Consider the following 18227-nt stretch of genomic DNA (forward strand, 5'->3'; position numbering starts at 1 on the left):
CATTCCTTGTCAATCCGATTCTTCCTTTTCCACAGGCATTTTCATGGAAGAACGCGCCAAAGCGGACTGTCAAGGATCAGCCTCCCACGCCCGATCCTCAGAAATCCGCCTTCGGAATATCCGTGTTCATGCGGAAATGGGGGAGCGCCCCATGCACCAGGCCGTCCAGCACGCCGCGGGTGCGCGGCTCCGTGCTGACGTATCCGTGGCCGCAGGCAACCATTGCTTTCACCTCCGCCGCCGCGTTGGAGGGACAGCACCGGAACGCTTCCGGCAAATGCCGCATGGCGTCCAGGTCATTGTGCCCGTCGCCGAAGATGGCGGCATGGACGGGCGGCACGCGGAACCGGGACGCCACAAAGGCCAGCGCGGTTCCCTTGTTATAATCACGGTGGCTGAAACGCAGGTAGGGGCCGGCCCGCTGCGTCACGATTTCCTCATACGGGCCCACCCTGTCCTGAATGACGCAGGAGACGTCGTCCAGCCCGCAGGCGTCATTCACCACCAGGGAAAAGGCGTCATTGGCCTGCCTCCGCAGCTCCAGGCCGGAAAAACGGCATTCCAGATGCGCCATCAGTTCTTCCAGCATGCCGCCGTAACGGCTGAACAGGTCATCATGCGCCACCGCGCAGGCATCATTCCACGGAAGGCCGGGCATCAGCCTTCCTTCCGCATCCGCCAGATGGACGTTGCGCTCCATCGTCACCGTAAAGTCCGGGGCAAACGCTTCCGGGTCATCATGGAACAGGTCCATCAGCCCTTCCCGCAGATAAACGGTATCCCTCCCCGTATTGATGCCCCACAGCACTCCGTACCGTGCCCGGAGTCCGCGCATGATGCTGAAAAACATGCGCCTTTCCCCTGCGGGACCGCCCATCGTGAACAGGGTATCGTCAAAGTCAAAGGAAAAAAGGTACCGGGGCCGTTCCGGCAAGGGGAGCGCCCGGACCGGCAGAAAACGCATCAATTCCATGTCAGGCCAGCCCTCCCTTCACCCCGGCACGGCTTTCCGCACGCACAACGGGTTCCGCCAGGGGAATATCATCCTCCACCGGCTCCGCCGAAGGGATGTGCTCATCCACGGGCTCCGCGGACGGAATGGTTTCCGGAACAGGTTCCGCCTCGGGAATGTTTTCCTGCCGCGGCTGAGGCTTTTCCGGACGCGCAGGAGCGGGGCGCACTGCCGGAGCGGGAGACGGGGGCCGAGCGGCGGGGGGCGCCTTCTTTTCTGCGGAGGAAGCGGGGACTTTAGCCCGGGCCCCCGCTCCGGCACGCACCTGGCGGGCAATGGGAGTATTCATGTCCACGGCATACGTGACGGGCAGGCTTCCGGCAGGGATTTCCTCTCCCGGCTTGCGCATGTGGATTTCCACCCTGCGGTTGGCCGCCTGGGCATTCTGGTCCCCCCTGGTGGAAACCACCGGACGGGAGGCCCCGCATGCGCGGATGTACAGCCTGCATTCCCCGTTCGGCCGCGTCAGGGCAATGCCGTTATCCTTCAGCCACTGGCGCACGGCATTCGCCCGCATCAGGGAGAGCACGGCGTTGTATTCTTCAGAACCGAAGCTGTCCGTATGGCCTTCCACAATGAAGATCGTATCCGGGTTTTTCATCATCAGCCCCGCGAGCTGGAGCATGCTGAGACGGGCGGAGTTCTTCATCACCACCTTGTTGTATTCAAACAGCAGGTCCGCGCCCAGCCTGCTGTAACCGCTGTCTTTCCCCAAAGAAGACTGGGCCATCAACTGGGAGAGGGACTTGCTGCCGTCCGGCAGGTGGGAATCATCCTGGCCGCCCGCACCCTTGAGCTTGTTGTTATACCATTCGTCCGGATTGACCATGTCCGGCTCCGCCGTCTTGATCGTCGCCGGGCTGGGAGAGGTTTTCAATGCTTCGGGGGGAGAAGGTTCCGGCAGTCCCTGCGCAACGGCCTTCATATCCACCTGCGGCATTTTGGGGGAGAGGGATTCCGGCGGGGACGGGGCCACCGGATCAGCGGAGAAGCTGGTTTCCCCGGGAGCGATCACCACCTCTTCCGGCACCATGTCCTCCAGGTCCGGCAATTCCGGGGGAGTGTCTTCCAGCTGCTCAATGTCCGGCGGTTCAACGGCCTCCGCCACATCCGGAGCCGGGCGGTCATCCGCCCTCAGCACAATTTTTTCAGGCAGCGGCATCCGGTCCTCCGGAAGTGCGGGCGCCTTATGCACATGGATGCCCAGGTCAAACCAGCTCAGGACGATGAAGCCCAGGTAATGCACCAGCACGGCAGCAAGAAGGGCGCCCACCGCCACCGCGGCCAGATGGCGCGGCGCAGGCAGGATGAAACGGCTGCGCCTGCGGCGGTTCTCGCGGAATTCACGGCTGTTGTCCTGATTCGCACTCACGGGATAGTCAACAAAGGGAGAGGCCCGGTTCATGAACCGGAAGGCGCCGTGCCCGTAGCGGGTGCACTGTAGGATTCATGGGACAACACCCTGGGCATGGGCATGCGCGTATTCTCGTGAATCCATTCCGCAATGCCAGCCTGGAGCTCGTCATCCCCCGCGTAGACATTGACCTTGTAGGTTTTCTCAAATTTTTCCCCCTTCTTTCCTTCAATGGAGTGAAGGAAGGTCCGTTCCCGGGTGCCGTAGGGCTCCCCTTCCCGGATGGATTCATAAAGCTGCTTTTTCTCGTTCTTCAGGGAATCGTAAATGCTCAGGCAGTCCTCCAGCGTGGAGAAGAAATACTGGTTGGTACAGACCACCATGACCGGATAGTCCAGTTTCAGGGCGTCATCCACCGGAGCCACGTCAAACGTGCTGAAATTGGCCCTCCAGTCCACGCCGGCGTCCAGAAGCCAGTAGGCGGCGTAGCAGAGGGGTTTGCCCCAGTCCTGCTCCATCTCCCGGACAGCCACGGTTTTAAGGGACGGGAAGCAGTCCATGCTGATCATGCAGCGGATGCGCGGGTCTTCAGACGCGGCTTTCAGCAGCACGGCAGCGCCGAAGCCCTGCCCCACGGCGGCCACGGGCGGCAGCCCCCCCTCTTTCCGGGAAACGGCGTCCAGCAACGCCGTCACGTCCGCATATTCCTTCAATCCGTACGTGCAGAATTTCCGGGCGTTGTCCTTCCCGCGCGGATTCCATACCAGACACGTGTACCCGGCTCCGGTCAGGCCTTCCGCCAGCGGCAGGGAGCTTTTCACCCCCTGATCCCAGGCAGTGGCTATCACGACCAGCTCCGGCTTTGCCTCCAGATGCGGCATATTGCCGCGCATTTTCAAGGCATCACGCACGCGGCTCTGGCGCGGGGACAGGGCCTCCGGACGGCCCGGGCGCACCAGGTAGCCTTCAATGGCCGTGCCGTCCGCGGAGACGGCCTCCACAGGCTCCATCGCCAGGGAATCCGCCACAGGGGAATCAGCGCCTTCATCCCCGCCCACGGGAACGAGCAGCGGGGTGGACACATACCAGGCAAACCACACCAGGACGCCCACCGCCGCAAGAATGAGCAGAAGAAACAGTTGAACAAGACGTTTGAACATGGAAAGACGGTGCCTGCAAGGCAGTTATCGGAAAGGTTCTATCCCATCCTGCTTACGTTGACAACCCTCAACTTCTATCAGGCTAATATCCTCCGCCGTCCTACACCGCCCTCCCGGCGGCCAAATAACGCTTTATTTCCCTCCCCCGATCTGGCATCCTTGCCCCACCTTCCTTTTTTCATGGCAATCCAGGCCCGACATTTCCGCCAATGGTCCGCGTTCCTCCTCCTGCTTGCGCTGGGAGGAACGGCGGCCTGGTTCCTGATGCCCCGGGAGTGGTCCCAGATGCAGTGGGAAATTCCCGGCACGCCGTCCGAATATCCGCTGGCCCAGCTCCTGCGCCCCTGGCTCATCCTGGCGGGGTGCTTCCTTCCCGCGCTGGGCATGTTCCTGTACAATCGGGCGGGCATCATGGACAGGTATGTGGCGCGCACCTGGTTCACGGCCTTCATCATGTGCACGGCCATCCTGACGCTGATTTACATCATCGGGGATTTTGCGGACAACGTGGGGGACCTGATGAACCTGGATTCCCCCCTCGCGGGCACCTTCCGCTTTTACCTGAGCCAGCTGCCCATGATCCTGAACCTGATCCTTCCCTATACCCTTCTCCTGGGAACGCTCTGGGCGCTCACCAAGCTCTCCTCCTCCTCGGAAATCACGGGCATGCTGCAATCCGGAAGGTCCCTGCTCCGGATCAACGCCCCGGTCATCACCGGCGCCGTATTCGCGGCCATCTACTTCGGCATCTTCGGGTTCCACTGGGCGCCCAATTCCACGCTGTACAGGAAACTCATGTTCTCCTCGCTGAGCCAGAATAAAAATAACGACTCCTCCCGCAGCTCCATTTACAAGAATGATGCTGAGTCCCGCATCTGGTACGTGGGCAATCCTCCCGGCATCGATTCCCCCGGAGAACCGTTCAGGCAGGTGCGCGTGGAGCAGTTCAGCGCGCCCGGCAAGATGGAATACGAGCTGTTTGCAGATGAGGCCTCCTGGGACCCGGCTTCCAGGACATGGACGTTCCGCCATGCCATCAAGAGAAATTATTCCCAGGAAGAGCCCCGGCAACTGAACGACGTGCCCGTTTTTGACGGCCTGGAGTACCGGACGCTGAAAGAGCAATATCCTGAAACCCCATGGCAGCTGATTTCCCCCAACGTCCGCGTGGACACCCAGGGAACTCCGGCTCTCCAGGAAATCCTCAAGGCCGGCACCATGAACGCCAAATACCTCAGAAGCCTGCAGACGGAATGGCACGTCAGGATAGCACGCATGTTCTCCTGCATCATCCTGACGTTCATCGCCATCCCCTCCGCCATCACGTTCCAGAGGCGGTCCACTATGTCCGGCATCGGCATCGCCCTGTTCCTGGCGGCGGCCATGCTGTTCCTGTATGAGTTCTTCCCCACCCTGGCCTCCGCAGGCTACCTCCCCACCTGGCTGGGAGCGTGGATGCCCAACATCATTTACACCATCATCGCCATCCGCCTGTTCCAGACCAAGCTGGCCCACAGAAGCTTCATGGAGATGCTGAAAGGCTTGAAAAAGACACCCGTCCATGACCACCAATGACCATCCTGCCGCCGTCCGGAAAGCCCGCGAACTGCTCCGGCAGGCGCAAGCCGTGATTTTTGACTTCGACGGGCTGCTGGTGGATACGGAATACGCCATTTATTCCTCCTGGGAACGCGTGTTCTCATCCTGCGGCCATTCCCTGCCCCTGGACCTGTTCAACCAGTGCCTGGGCAGCGGCTACACCCACTGGAACCCCGGAGACCATCTGGAACAACTGACGGGGCGTACCTACGACTGGGACAGCATCAACGGCCGCCGGCAGGAGGAAATCGTCCGCGACCTGGAGCATGCCGGCCTTCTGCCCGGCGCGTGTGAACTCATCCGCCGCCTGGCGGCAGCCGGAACGCCCATGGGGGTGGCGTCCAGTTCATCCCACCGCTGGGTGGACGGCTGGCTGAACAAGCTGGGCATCATGCCCTGCTTCCAAACCGTCGTCTGCCGTGACGACGGCCTTCCCGTCAAACCGGACCCGGCCCTGTTCCTGAAAGCGGCGGAAAATCTGGGCGTTCCGCCCGCGCAATGCCTGGTGCTGGAAGACTCCCAGAACGGCACCACGGCTGCGTCCCGTGCAGGCATTCCCGTCATCTCCATCCCGAACCGGGTGACGGAGCAAGCGGATTTTTCCCTGGCAACCAGCAAAATCCGTTCACTGGAAGAGCTCCTTTAAAAATCCGTTCTTTCATTCCGCAACTCTTGATTCTTGACGGAATTCCCTCCATGCCTTATGTAAGGAGGATGACTTCCCAACGCATCCCATTATATCACTACCGGGTCAAAGACAAGATTGTGGGCCCCGTCTCCCTGGCAGACCTCCATGCCCTGCTTACTTCCAAGAAGATTCTCCCTGATACCATGATCCGGGAGGAGCATTCCCAGGGCTGGATGCCGCTCACGGCGGAACTGCGCCGGCATGAGCGCCTGGCGCGCCTCAGGGCATCTGCGTTCATGCTTTCCTGCCGCCCTCCCAAATGCTGCCTTCTGTTTTACATTATTGCCTTTCTCCTTCTGGCGTGCGGCGTAGCGCATTCCATCATGCTCCACTCCATTCTTTACATGGAAGTGCTGTTCGTCCCCGCCATGGCGTTTTTTATGGGGAAAGTTCTGATGTACCTGCACCTTCTTACCGGGGGCATGAGAAAGATGCCGGCGGAGGAGCCGGAACACTGACCGGACGCAAACGTTTCCCTACTCTCTCCCCTCTAACTTATGGACCCGATACCCGCCAGAGCAACGCTCTACCATTACCGCACCAATGAAGAAACCGTCGGCCCCGTCAGCAAGGAAGTGATCGACACGCTGGCGGCAGCCGGCAAGCTTCCGTTTTCCACCACCATGGTCAGAAAAGAAGGTTCCCAGAACTGGGTTCCCCTTTCCGCCATTCTGCAGCGGCGGATCAAATTCAAGGCGCTCCAACCTTCAAAGAAGAAGCAGCCTTCCATCCGCATCCTGTTTTATGTAGCGGCAGCCTTCTTTTTCTGCTTTGGCATCGTGATCTTTTTCCTGACGAACCATGCTGAGCTGGAAGTAATCATCCTGATTCCCTGCATCCTCGTTTTCATGGGCAAGCTTTTATGCTACGCCCACACGCTTGTGGAAAAGTGCAGCATCACCGCTGCTCCCGACAGGGAATAAGAGCCGTCCGAAACATCCGTCACCGCGTTGCACCGGAGCCGAGGCGCCGCTTCCTACAGTTGCCGACGGATAACTGTATGACTTGTAATAAAAAACCGCCGGAACCCCAACGGCCCCGGCGGTTTGAAAATTACTGTCCTGGAGAATTATTTGTTCAATTCCGCAACGGCCGCTTCCAGGCTGGGCACGTCTTCAATGGAGATGACGGTAGCGTCCTTGCAGATGCGGCCCATCATGCCGGCCAGCGTTTTGCCCGGCCCCAGTTCAATGAACAGGCGGTGCCCCTGGTCCACCAGCTTCTGCATGGAGGCCGTCCAGCGCACGGAACCGCACACCTGGTGTTCCAGCACGTTGCGGATGTCGTCCGGACCTTCCACCACGCGGGCTTCATAGTTGCAGTAAACAGGCATGGCGGGCGTGCCGAAGGAGACATTTTTGAGCTCCTCCGCCAGTTTCACCATGGCGCTGTGCATCAGGCGGGAGTGGTAGGCGCCCGCCACGTTGAGCTTCTTGGCGATCTTGCACCCGGCGGCCTTGGCTCCGGCAATGGCCTTGTCCACGCCTTCCTCCGTGCCAGAAACGACCGTCTGGCCCGGGCAGTTGAAGTTGGCTACGTCCACGTCGCATTCCTGGGCAAGCTTGATGACGTTTTCATCCGTCCCGCCGATCATGGCGGCCATGGTGCCCTTCGTGGCGTTGCAGGCCTCCTCCATGAAAGCGCCGCGCTTCTGGACCAGGCGCAGCCCCTCTTCAAAGGAATAGGTTCCGGCGGCGGCGTGGGCCGTGAATTCACCCAGGGAAAGACCGGCGGCGGCCACGGGGTTCAGGGAAGGCACCAGTTCCTTCAGGACGGCCAGGCAGGCCAGGCCATGCACGTAGAGAGCGGGCTGGCAATTGCAGGTGCGCGTCAGTTCTTCACCGGGGCCTTCAAACATGATGGAGGAGAGGGATTCCCCCAGCGCCTTGTCCGCCTGCTCAATCAGGGCCCTGGCGGCAGGATACTGGTCATACAAATCTTTACCCATGCCCACTTTCTGGGCACCTTGTCCGGAAAACAATAGTACTGCGTCCATAGTTAAGGACTCAATTATACCGTTCCAGGGAGAAAGAAGCAAGAGCGATCTTGATACCTTAATTCCGGCTTAAATGCCTTACGACCAATACGAAAAAAATCCGCCCCGGTCTCAGCAGGAGGCCGGGGCGGAGGGTTAAACCGGATGGGTCAGGAGAACGGCCTTAGGCCGTAGCTTCCGTGGTAGCGGGAGCTTCTTCCTTTTCAGCCGTTTCACGGGGCAGATCAATGATTTCGATCATGGCCACGAGAGCGGAGTCCGTAAGGCGCTGGCCCAGCTTGATGATGCGGGTATAACCGCCCTTGCGTTCCGCACAGAGGGGAGCGATTTCATCAAACAGGCGCTTGACGGCGGTCGTGTTATGAATGGTGGCGGTAGCCAGGCGGCGGGAATGCACGTCACCGCGCTTGGCAAGCGTGATCAGCTTTTCCACGTAGGGACGGAGAGCCTTGGCCTTCGCCAGGGTGGTGGTGATGCGTCCGTTGAGGATAAGGCTGCATGCCTGGTTGGCGAGCAGAGCCCTGCGGTGAGAAGCGTTACGCTGAAGCTTGGAGGTTTTTACACCGTGTCTCATGATGATATTTTTCTATGTGTGTTGGTTTTGTGAGATTTAGTCGTCGTCGTCTTCGATGTTGGCGGCAATCAGGTCTGCCAGGCCCACGGGGCTTTCCTCTTCCAGACCCAGGCGCGGCTTGGCCTGCGGCACGGGGCCGGTAAGCAGGGAGGGATCCACCTGGACGCCCAGGGAAAGACCCAGTTCCAGCAGCTTGTCCTTGATTTCGTTGAGGGATTTTTTGCCGAAGTTGCGGTACTTGAGCATTTCGCTCTCGCTCTTCATGGCAAGCTGGCCAACGGTGGTGATGTTGGCGTTGTTGAGGCAGTTGGCGGCGCGCACGGAAAGCTCGATTTCGTTGACGCTCATGTTGAGCAGCTTGCGCAGGCGGGCCGTTTCCTCGTCCTGGACGGCGGAAGGCGCTTCTTCAAAGTTGACCTGCTTGTCGTCATAGTTGACGAACACGTCCAGGTGGTGGCGCAGAATGGCGGAGGCCTGGAGCATGGCGTCTGCCGGGGCAATGCGGCCGTCCGTCCAGACTTCAAGCGTCAGCTTGTCATAGTCCGTCATCTGGCCCACACGGGTATTCTGCACGGAATACTTCACACGGGTGACCGGGGAGAAAATGGAGTCGATCGGGATCACGCCGATGGGCATGTCCGGCACCTTGTTCTCGTCGCCGGTGGAGAAGCCGCGGCCGACGCGCACCTGGAATTCGCATTCAAACAGGGTGTCCTGGTCCAGGGTGCAGATGATCTGATCGGGGTTGACCACCTGGTAGGTGGTGTCGTCGGCAATGTCGGCGGCGGTTACGACGCCCTGCTTGTGCACGCGCAGGGAGAGCAGGCGCGGTTCCTTGCCGTTGTGCTTGAACTTGACTTTTTTCAGGTTCAGCACGATTTCCGTCACGTCTTCCACCACACCGGGCAGGGAGGAGAATTCATGCTGTGCGCCGGCGATGCGGACGGAGGTGATGGCGGCGCCTTCAAGAGAGCCCAGAAGAACGCGGCGCAGGGAGTTGCCCAGCGTGTGGCCGTAACCGTTTTCAAACGGTTCCGCGACGAAGGTCAGATGATTCGCATCATTCGGGTCTTCAATTTTTTCCAGACGGCTGGGGACTTCAAAGCGGGCCAGCGTGGTCACGGCCGTTTCTTCTGCAGTAGTGGTTTCGTTTTCCGACATAATCGTATGTAATGTACCGGGTTTCCCCCCAGCACGGGCACGGCGGACAACCCGCCTGAAGGACCTACGGCATGTTTTGGAAACGCCCGTGCGGGGAGCAATTTAACGATCTGTTTTCAACAATCAACTCTTTTCATGTCCTCTCGCAAATTTTCTGTGACTTAACGTGCGTCATCTGGCATAGTGGGCGCAAACCTATATAACAATTGCATGAAGCATCCTGATTTTTTGGACAATAGGGATTTCACGGGGGAAGACCAGCGGCGCCCGTCCACCATGTCCATGGACACCAGCTACCAGGCTCTGGAAGGAATCGTCAAAAAGCTCTCCGAGATAGCCTCCACCCGGCACGATCCCCGCTACCTCCAGGAGTATATCAAGACGGGCATCAACATGGCGCAGTCCGCCGCTTCCGATCATGATTTCACCGTCCTGATACGCTCCGGACGGGAGATGTACCGCGCCAACTGCGTTTTTGCGCCGTACCGCCACATCCGCAAGATTTCCGTTTTCGGCTCCGCGCGCATCAAAGAAGACGAACCCGCCTATGAGACGGCGCGGGATTTTGCCAGGGAGGCCAGCGACCAGGGCTACCTGGTCATTACGGGGGGCGGCCCCGGCATCATGCAGGCGGCCAATGAAGGCGCCGGGGAGGACCGCTCCTTCGGCCTGAACATCACCCTGCCGTATGAGCAAACCTCCAACCACGTGGTAGCCAACAGCGACAAGCTGATTAATTTTTACTATTTCTTTGTCAGAAAGCTGAATTTCGTGGCGGAAAGCGACGCCATGGTGGCGCTCCCCGGCGGCTTCGGCACCATGGACGAGGTGTTTGAAACCCTGACCCTGATCCAGACGGGGAAGGCCACCATTTACCCCGTGGTGCTGCTGGACTCCCCCGGCAAGACCTTCTGGCTGAACTGGCTGGCCTTCATCCGCGTGGAGCTGGTGGACTCCGGCCTGATTTCCGAGGATGACCTGCACCTGATCCACGTCACCAAGAATCCGGCGGAGGCCATGGAGCACATTGACCGGTTTTACCGCATTTTCCACTCCTACCGTTTTATCAAGGATACCATCGTCATCCGCCTGAACACGCACCTGCCCGCCCAGTGGGTGGAGCATCTGGAACGAGATTTCTCAGACCTGATCCTGCCCGGAGGAAAGATGGTGCAGACCGGAGCGCTGCCCGACGAAGCGGACGAGCCCCATCTGAACCGCCTGCCCCGCCTTGTCTTCCCCATCAAGCGCGGCAATTACGGCAGGCTGAGGCTGCTGATCGACCGTATCAACCAGACGCCCAGCAGGACTTATTCCCACCCGTCCCATGTCTGACGCCCTTCCCGCGTGGCTGCTTCCCTTGGTCTTCGGCCTGATGGGGGCGTGCATAGGCTCCTTCCTGAACGTGGTCATTTACCGGACGCCCCTGGGCATCTCCGTGAATGATCCGGCGCGTTCCTTCTGCCCGGAATGCGGGGAGCCCATCCCCTGGTACCTGAACATCCCGGTGTTGAGCTGGCTGGTTCTCAGGGGAAAATCCGCCTGCTGCGGAACCTCCATCAGCTTCCGCTACTGCCTGGTGGAGCTGCTCACGGCCCTGCTCTTCGCCGCCATGGGGTGGAAGTACGCGGACGCCTCCGCGGGGGCCGCCGTCCTGCTCTGCGTATGGAGCGCCATGGCCATCGTCATCATCTTCATTGACGCGGAACACCTGATCGTCTTCCGTACCCAGACCCTCATCGGCGCCGCGGCCGGGGTGGGGGCCTGCTCCCTTTACCCTTTTCTCCTGCCGGATAATGATGTCATGACCTGGACGGACGCCTTCACGGCGGCGGTGCTGGGCGGCGCCGCCGGGTATGCCGCCATCAGGCTGGTGATTGAACTGGGCAAGCTCCTGTTCGGAACCTGGAAGCAGCATTTTGACGCTCCGGCCCCGTGGAGCCTGAAGGAGCCGGAATCAGAGCAGGAGGAATTGCAGCTCATCATTGACGGACAGCCTCATGACTGGTCCATGCTTTTCCACCGCGCCTCGGATAAGGCCGTCATTTCCGGAGGCTCCGTCACCATTGACGGGAAAGCTCTTCCGCCCGGCGCCGTCACCCTGCGCCAGGACAGGATAGAGCTGGAGAACGGTGACGTTTTCCAGTTGGAAGACCTGGAAAGCGTGGAGGGAAGCCTGACGGATATCCATGCGCAACGGGAAGCCATGGGGTCCGGAGACGCGTGGATCCTGATGATGGCCGGATGCGTAGGCGGCTGGCAGGGCGCCGTATTCTGCCTTTTCATCGGCTCCCTGCTGGGGATTGTGCAGGCGGTCATTTCACGCATGGGCTTTGGCCGGAACCTCCCCTTCGGCCCCGCCCTGCTCAGCGCCGCCTTCATCTGGCTGCTTGGGGGTGACCGGTGGTGGCTGGCCTATATCCGCTTCATTTCCGGAGAATAATTTTTCCCGCATGACACGGCTGGAACCGCAACCTTCCGGGGTTGCGGTATTTTTTTATCAATCCCCTTCACTTTCAGCCGTTTTTCCCAGCCGGCGCCCAAGCCGGAATGGCGGCAACGCCGCAGCCTGTTCCGGCGTCCCTGCCGGGGGCGCACACGTTTTTATTTTGCAACCAGGACGGAAACCGGGTGTTCATCCTAGCAAAGGGAGGCGCCTCCGCCGTTCAAACCGCCGCAGGGCAGCGCTCCTTTCCGAAACGCATTAACCTCACCACTCAAAGATATGACCAAGCAAATGATTATCGCCGCGGCTTTTGCCGCATGCTCCGCGTTCGCCCAGGACGCACCGCCCCCCCCGGCCCCGGATGCTCCTTCCGACGCTCCGGAAATGCAGCCGCCCCCTGAAAGAAGGGGAGGCCCCCGCAACCGGGCAGGAGGCCCGAACCGCCAGGGCCCCCGTCCGCAACAGGCCGAGCTCCGGCTGAAGAGGATTGATCCCGGCATCATGATCATCGGTGAAGAACTGGTGATGGCCAAGTACGATACCGACAAGGACGGCAAGCTTTCCGACGAGGAAATAGCCGTTCTGCAGGAGGACGTCAAGAAAGCCCAGGAAGCGAAGAAAGCCGCCATCCTGAAGAAGTTTGACAAGGACGGAGACGGCAAACTTTCCAAGGAGGAACGGAAGGCCATGCAGGACGAATGGCTCAAGGACCATCCGGAAGCCGCCAAGCGCATGGAGGAAATGAAGGCCCGCCAGGAAGCCCGCAAGGCAGAAATGCTGAAGAAATATGACAAGGACGGAGACGGCAAGCTTTCCGACGAGGAAAAGAAAGCCATGCGTGACGACTGGGCCAAGGACCATCCGGAAGCCGCCAAGCGCATGGAGGAGATGAAGGCCCGCCAGGAAGCCCACGCCGCCAGAATGGTCAAGGAGTTTGACAAGGATGGCGACGGCAAGCTTTCCCCGGAAGAGCTTCAGGCCATTCCGCCCCATCACGGACAACCCGGTCCGCACCATGCGGCCCCCCGTGGCCCCAAGGGACCGGGAGCGCCCGGTATGGACGGTCCGCGCCGTCCCGGAGGCCCCAGGGCTGAAGGCCCCCGCGCCCCCAGAGGACCGGAAGGCCGCAGAGGTGGTGAAGGACGCCGTGGAGACGGAGACCGCGGCCCCCGCGGCAACCGTCCGGACGGTCCCCGTCCCCAGCTGGACCCCAACCGCGCCCCGATCATGGCCGCCGGCTGGATCCTGATTGAAGAGAAGTATGACGCCGACAAGGACGGCAAGCTGAATGAAGCAGAAATGGCACAGCTTAATGCGGACGCCTCCAAGGCTCTGGAAGCGCGCCGCGCCGCCCGCAGGGAAGCCAGGAAGGCAGCCCGCGGCAATAACGACATGCCTCCCCCTCCCGCCCCGGTGCAGGAAGACGGGGATGATGAATAAGTTCACCCGCAGCAACGCATAGCAGAAACAGAGAGACGGCCCCGTCTGCCTTACGGCAGGCGGGGTTTTTCCTTATTCCGGAACAAGGAAAGACAGGGTTTTCACGGCAAGCCTGCGGATGCCGTGATACGGCTGGCAGCACGAAACACGGGAGAAGGCGTGCCCTTCTCCGTATTCACAGGGGCATTTCTCCCCTGTGCCTCCTGCCGTCTTCTTCCAAGAAACGGACCGGGGGAGGCATGACGCCTCCCCCGGTCAACAAATCAATTTCCCTCCAGGGGTCAGGCGCCGGCCTTCATGGCTTCCTTGACTTCCGCGTGCAGCCCATGCTTCCTGGAGAACAGGAGGGCCGCCGGGGAGGCAATGAAGATGGAGGAGTACGTACCGATCAGGATACCCGCGGAAATCGTCCAGGCGAAGTCTTCCATGGAAGGACCGCCGAAGAAGTACAGGCACACCAGCACGGACAACGTGGAGAGGGAGGTCAGGAGGGTACGGGAGAGAGTCTGGTTGATGGCCTCATTCATGATGTTTTCCGCACTTTCATTCGGGTCCGAGAACCGGAGGAATTCACGGATGCGGTCAAACACGATGATTTTGTCATTGATGGAGTAGCCCGCCACCGTCAGCAGCGCGCCGATGTGGATGACGTTCAGTTCCGTCCCGCTGATGATCACCAGCCCCAGCACCAGCAGCACGTCATGCGTCAGGGCAATGACCGCACCAATGGCGAAGGTCCATTCAAACCGGACCGTCAGGTAAATCATGATGCCCAGAATGCCGAAGAAGAGGGCCCATGCGGAAGTGATGAGCGTGTCGTAGCCCATGGACTGGCCGATGGTTTCTTCACTGAACGGAGCATCCTTCAGCACGGGGAAGGCTTTGTTCAGCGCGTTGGTGATGGCCGTCTTGTCCTGGGCGTTGTCGGAAAAGTTGACCAGGATGTTCACCTTGCTGCTGTCCGTGGATTCAGCCACTTCCTGCACCGTGGCCTTCTGGGTCAGGGCCAGCTTGTTGACCACATTTTCAGCTTCCCGGAAGGGAACTTCATCCTTGTTCACCAGATAGGAGATGGAGGAACCGCCGGTGAAGTCCATGCCCAGGCAGTCCTTGCCCTTCATGGCGCCCACCACCAGGCAGATTAACAGCAGGATGGCGGACAGGGAGCAGGACCATATTTTCTGGCCCATGAAGTTGATGTTGCTCTTTTTCTTGAAGAGGTTCAGGAATTTGACGTCCTTCATCAGGCCTACCGTATCCGCCCAGTAGAACAGGACGCGGGTGACCAGGATGGCCCCGATCATGGAAGTAATGACACCCACCGTCAGCGTGACGGCAAAGCCCTTGATGGTGCCGGTAGCCATCCAGTACAGGATGACGGCGGTGATCAGGGAGGTGATGTTGGAGTCAAAAATGGCGGAGAAGGCCTTGTCAAAGGAGTTGCGGATAGCCACGCGGAAGGGGCGCCCCGCTTCCTTTTCTTCCCGCAGGCGTTCATAGATCAGCACGTTCGCGTCCACCGCCACGCCCAGGGTCAGCACGATACCCGCAATACCCGGCAGCGTGAGCTCAAAGCCGAAGATGGACATGGCCCCCAGCAGAAGCAGGGCATTGATCGTCAAGCCCATGATGGCCACCAGCCCGGCAAAGCGGTAGTAGATGATCATCATGATGAAGCACAGGATCAGGCCCGTGATGCCCGCGTATTCCCCCTGAAGCAGGGCCGTACGGCCCAGGGAGGCGGAGATTTCACTGGCGGATTCAAAGTTGAGCTTGTTGGTCAGGGGGTTGGAAAGCACCTTCGTCAGCGCTTCCGCTTCACCGGGGGCATCCAGCCCGCTGATTTCAAAGCTCTTGGATAGAATGGCCTGGACCGTCGGAGCGCTCTTGACCACGTCATCCAGCACAATGGCCATGCGGTCATGGCCCAGCTGCATGCGGGAAGTGAGGTTGTACATCTTGTCCGCCCCCTCGTTGCTGAGGGTGACGTTGACATGGCCGGGACGGGCCAGGTCCACCCCGGCGCGGACAATGTCCTTGCCCGTCAGGGATTCACGTTTTTCCAGGAAGATTTTTTCCTTAACGTCCTCACCCTTGCCGTTCTTGAAGGTGTATTCATACAGGCGGTAGCCGGGAACGCGGATGCGGCCCTCCGCCACCAGTTCATTGTTGCGCGGATGGACGGGGAGAATTTGCAGCTTGGCCACCTTCGTCAGAATGGCCTTGGTTTCCTCGCGCTTGGCGGGGTCCGCGGCGGGAATCTGCACTTCAATGAGGTTCAGGTTGTCCTTCTTCTTCGGGCGGATGATGACGTCATTGGCCCCGGTGCTGTTAAGGCGTTCCGTCAGGATCACGCACGCCTGCTCCATGGCCTGGTCCGTCAGCGGAATGGGTTTGCCGTCATCCCCGATGTTCGGTTCCACGCTCAGCGTGAAGGAGACGCCCCCGGCAATGTCAATGCCGTACTTCAGGCCCTGCTGGAAGAGGGAGAAGAGGGAGAAGGACGCGATGCCGATGATGAAAATCGTCCCGGCGTTGCGCTTGACCCTGTCCTGGTCGGAACCCAGGTACCAGAAAAACACGCCCAGCAATACCAGACCGCCAATGAAAATGAAAAGAGGGTTGCTGAAGAGATCGTAAATAAACGCGAGAGGAGCGGACGTTCCGCCGGCCGCGGGTAGAGTATCGGCAGATGCCAGGAGATTCATAGACATTTCAATCCGGATTGGGTGTGAGTAATACGGCAAGGGATTGTGGAGAATTTCACCAGCAGGTCAAGCCTTCTGTGCGTGTACCCGTTAAGAGGAAGGACGCCCCCGCGGAACGCCGGAAAAGGCGCCGCTCCATGGATATGAAAAACCCGGTTTCCACAGGGAAACCGGGTTAAAGGGAAAACCGGAAACGCTGAAATTACATGCCGGCCACCGTTTCCACGGGAACCGGAGCGGGCGTCACGGGAGTGACGATCACGGGCGCGGAAAGAGGGGCGGAATCCGGAACAGCCGGGGAAGGAGACATGGAAGGCGCGTGACCGGAGGCCGCACGGCCACGGCGCATGAGCTCGGAGACGGTCACCAGTTCATACCCGCGGTTTTTCAGCCCTTTTACTATGGCGTCAACCGCCGCCACCGTGGAGGCGTGAATGTCATGCACCAGGATGATGGAGCCGGGCTTGGCGCCGTTCACGGCGCGGGCGGCCACCACGGAGGAACCGGGCTTGCGCCAGTCATTCGTATCCACATCCCACATGATGGTGGTGAAGCCGAAGCGCTGGCGCGCCCAGGAGGCCACGCCGGCGTTCGTGTAACCGCCGGGGGGGCGCATGACCACGGGAACCACGCCGCAGGCGTTGCGGATGGCTTCATTGGTGCTCTGGAGCTGGGATTCCGCCTTTTCACGGGAAACCTTGCTCAGGTAAACGTGGTTCCACGTATGGTTGCCCACTTCATGGCCTTCATTGACCATGCGCTGCACTACCTGCGGATGGGCCTTGACGTTGCAGCCCTGCATGAAGAAGGTCCCTTTCACGTTGTTGGCGCGGAGGATGTCCAGCACCCTGGGGGTCAGCGTCCCGTGGGGGCCGTCATCAAAGGTGAGGGCCACTACCTTGTCCGGCACGGCCACGCGGCTCACCGTAACGCCGGGAATGCGGGGGGAAAGGGGGGTGTCATTGTAGGACGGGCTCACGGACGGCACCGGCACGGACTTGTCAGGCAGTTTCACGGCGGGGCGGTCCGGCTTTTTTCCGGGGGCCGTCACCGGGGAAAAGGAGGTCTTCACCGGAGCGCCGGACTGGACCGGCTGCTCAGTCCGGTCCTGGTGGGAACAGGCGGACAGCCCAAGCGCCAAGGCGCATGCAAGGAATAAACGTTTCTTCATAACAGGTTTTTGGAGGATTTACGCCCATCCCGCCTGCTTGTCACGTCCTAAATCATCCATCTGTGCGGCATGAAAAAAGGCGTCCCCCGGCTTGAGAGACGCCATGCGCACGGGAACACCTCCGGAATGGGGGGGAAGGCCTACTCCGGGCTGTCCATGTCAATGTAGCTGACGGATACCGTCCTGCGTGGGTTGGAGGGGTCCCTCACTTCCACCTTCATCCGTTTGAAGAACCAGGAGCCGTCCTTCAGCTTCATCACGGAATCAATCATGAACCGCTTGGCCAGTTCCCCGCGGCCGTCAATGCCGTCCACCTGCCACATGGCGCCGTTTTCCTTGTCAATCCAGACGCGCACCCAGGCATACTGCCCCACCTTGGGATTCGGGTTGGGAATCTGGACGATCCAGCAGTCCCGGCCCTTCACCGTGCTTGCCGCGTCGTCCCGGACAATCTTGGCCTTGGGCCAGTACAGGTAGCGCATGGAGAGGTCTTCATACGTCACGTCCGTCCCGGCAATGGGAACCGCGTACTGGGAGACCGGCAGAACGCCGGATTTCCCGTCCTTCCAGGAAAGGATTTCCTGGCCGCGGTCCTTGAACTTCAGGTCAAACCTGTTCCAGACATTGTCCAGCTGGTACTGGAAGGCAATCAGGTTGCCGCGCAGGCTCATGGAAAAGGGAACCTTCACGCTGCGCCTGCGTATCTGCCCCTTCACGTCCTTGTTTTCCTGAAGGGTCGCCCCCTGGCGCACCCTTTTCAGCAGCTGCCCGGCGTCCGGAGCAGCCTCCTGGGAGAATGAAGGAGCCAGGGAAAGGACCACGGCGGCCATCCCCACGAGGAAAGCGGAAAATAAAGAATGTCTGCTCAGCATGAACTGCTCATATCACTCCGGAAACGCGGAAAAAAACCTTTTCTCA

At 60.1% G+C, this 18227-nt stretch carries 16 protein-coding genes; 7 read left to right on the plus strand and 9 right to left on the minus strand.

The annotated features are described in order from the left end of the window. Nucleotides 1-97: 97 nt before the first annotated feature. Genes CXU21_RS04545 through CXU21_RS12340 form a run of 3 tightly spaced genes read right to left on the minus strand, consistent with a single transcriptional unit; the run spans nt 98 to nt 3526 of the window. Complete coding sequence (locus CXU21_RS04545) at nt 98-973, minus strand: HAD hydrolase family protein (RefSeq protein ID WP_102725206.1); 876 nt, start codon at nt 971-973, stop codon at nt 98-100. A gap of 1 nt (nt 974) precedes the next feature. Then, nucleotides 975-2384: an OmpA family protein gene (locus tag CXU21_RS04550; RefSeq protein WP_180972439.1), complete on the minus strand. Its 1410-nt coding sequence runs from the start codon at nt 2382-2384 to the stop codon at nt 975-977. Between the two features lie 29 nt (nt 2385-2413). Next, a complete protein-coding gene (locus tag CXU21_RS12340) occupies nt 2414-3526 on the minus strand; it encodes an alpha/beta hydrolase family protein (RefSeq protein ID WP_180972644.1) in 1113 nt (370 codons plus the stop codon). Between the two features lie 180 nt (nt 3527-3706). Here CXU21_RS12340 and CXU21_RS12345 point away from each other — a divergent pair, with 180 nt between their 5' ends. The 4 genes from CXU21_RS12345 to CXU21_RS04570 all read left to right on the plus strand — a co-directional run bounded on the left by CXU21_RS12345 (nt 3707) and on the right by CXU21_RS04570 (nt 6736). Continuing rightward, nucleotides 3707-5101, plus strand: coding sequence for an LptF/LptG family permease (locus CXU21_RS12345; RefSeq protein WP_180972645.1), 1395 nt, complete (start codon nt 3707-3709; stop codon nt 5099-5101). Further along, nucleotides 5088-5771, plus strand: a complete 684-nt coding sequence (locus CXU21_RS04560; RefSeq protein WP_102714449.1) for an HAD family hydrolase — start codon at nt 5088-5090, stop codon at nt 5769-5771. Before CXU21_RS12345 ends, CXU21_RS04560 begins: the two co-directional genes overlap by 14 nt. A 68-nt stretch (nt 5772-5839) precedes the next feature. Next, nucleotides 5840-6271 (plus strand): DUF4339 domain-containing protein, encoded by a 432-nt coding sequence (locus CXU21_RS04565; RefSeq protein ID WP_180972646.1) that lies wholly within the window; start codon nt 5840-5842, stop codon nt 6269-6271. Nucleotides 6272-6310: 39 nt separating this feature from the next. Further along, nucleotides 6311-6736, plus strand: coding sequence for a DUF4339 domain-containing protein (locus CXU21_RS04570; protein ID WP_102725209.1), 426 nt, complete (start codon nt 6311-6313; stop codon nt 6734-6736). A 146-nt stretch (nt 6737-6882) separates the two neighbouring features. Here CXU21_RS04570 and fabD read toward each other — a convergent pair whose 3' ends face one another. The 3 genes from fabD to CXU21_RS04585 form a co-directional block, all read right to left on the minus strand. Continuing rightward, a complete protein-coding gene (gene fabD, locus CXU21_RS04575) occupies nt 6883-7809 on the minus strand; it encodes an ACP S-malonyltransferase (protein WP_102714455.1) in 927 nt (308 codons plus the stop codon). A gap of 163 nt (nt 7810-7972) precedes the next feature. After that, nucleotides 7973-8383 (minus strand): 50S ribosomal protein L17, encoded by a 411-nt coding sequence (gene rplQ, locus CXU21_RS04580; RefSeq protein WP_102714457.1) that lies wholly within the window; start codon nt 8381-8383, stop codon nt 7973-7975. A gap of 36 nt (nt 8384-8419) precedes the next feature. Next, nucleotides 8420-9544: a DNA-directed RNA polymerase subunit alpha gene (locus CXU21_RS04585; RefSeq protein ID WP_102714459.1), complete on the minus strand. Its 1125-nt coding sequence runs from the start codon at nt 9542-9544 to the stop codon at nt 8420-8422. Nucleotides 9545-9754: 210 nt separating this feature from the next. Between CXU21_RS04585 and CXU21_RS04590 the strand changes: the two genes are divergently transcribed. From CXU21_RS04590 to CXU21_RS04600, 3 genes are all read left to right on the plus strand, one after another. After that, nucleotides 9755-10879 carry a TIGR00730 family Rossman fold protein gene (locus CXU21_RS04590; protein ID WP_102725210.1) on the plus strand — a complete coding sequence of 375 codons (1125 nt, stop codon included), beginning with the start codon at nt 9755-9757 and terminating at the stop codon, nt 10877-10879. Next, nucleotides 10872-11987 carry a prepilin peptidase gene (locus CXU21_RS04595; RefSeq protein WP_102725211.1) on the plus strand — a complete coding sequence of 372 codons (1116 nt, stop codon included), beginning with the start codon at nt 10872-10874 and terminating at the stop codon, nt 11985-11987. The genes CXU21_RS04590 and CXU21_RS04595 overlap by 8 nt, the downstream gene beginning before the upstream one ends. A 282-nt stretch (nt 11988-12269) precedes the next feature. Beyond that, entirely contained in the window at nt 12270-13430 is a 1161-nt protein-coding gene (locus CXU21_RS04600; protein WP_102725212.1) for an EF-hand domain-containing protein, read from the plus strand. Between the two features lie 281 nt (nt 13431-13711). Here CXU21_RS04600 and secD read toward each other — a convergent pair whose 3' ends face one another. From secD to CXU21_RS04615, 3 genes are all read right to left on the minus strand, one after another. Continuing rightward, nucleotides 13712-16144 (minus strand): protein translocase subunit SecD, encoded by a 2433-nt coding sequence (secD, locus tag CXU21_RS04605; protein WP_102725213.1) that lies wholly within the window; start codon nt 16142-16144, stop codon nt 13712-13714. 196 nt (nt 16145-16340) lie between these two features. Continuing rightward, nucleotides 16341-17309, minus strand: a complete 969-nt coding sequence (locus CXU21_RS04610; RefSeq protein ID WP_102725214.1) for a polysaccharide deacetylase family protein — start codon at nt 17307-17309, stop codon at nt 16341-16343. A 140-nt stretch (nt 17310-17449) separates the two neighbouring features. Further along, nucleotides 17450-18181, minus strand: a complete 732-nt coding sequence (locus CXU21_RS04615; protein WP_102725215.1) for an outer membrane lipoprotein-sorting protein — start codon at nt 18179-18181, stop codon at nt 17450-17452. Nucleotides 18182-18227 lie beyond the last annotated feature (46 nt).

It is taken from the genome of Akkermansia muciniphila (genome assembly GCF_002884975.1).
Classification (GTDB): domain Bacteria; phylum Verrucomicrobiota; class Verrucomicrobiia; order Verrucomicrobiales; family Akkermansiaceae; genus Akkermansia; species Akkermansia muciniphila_C.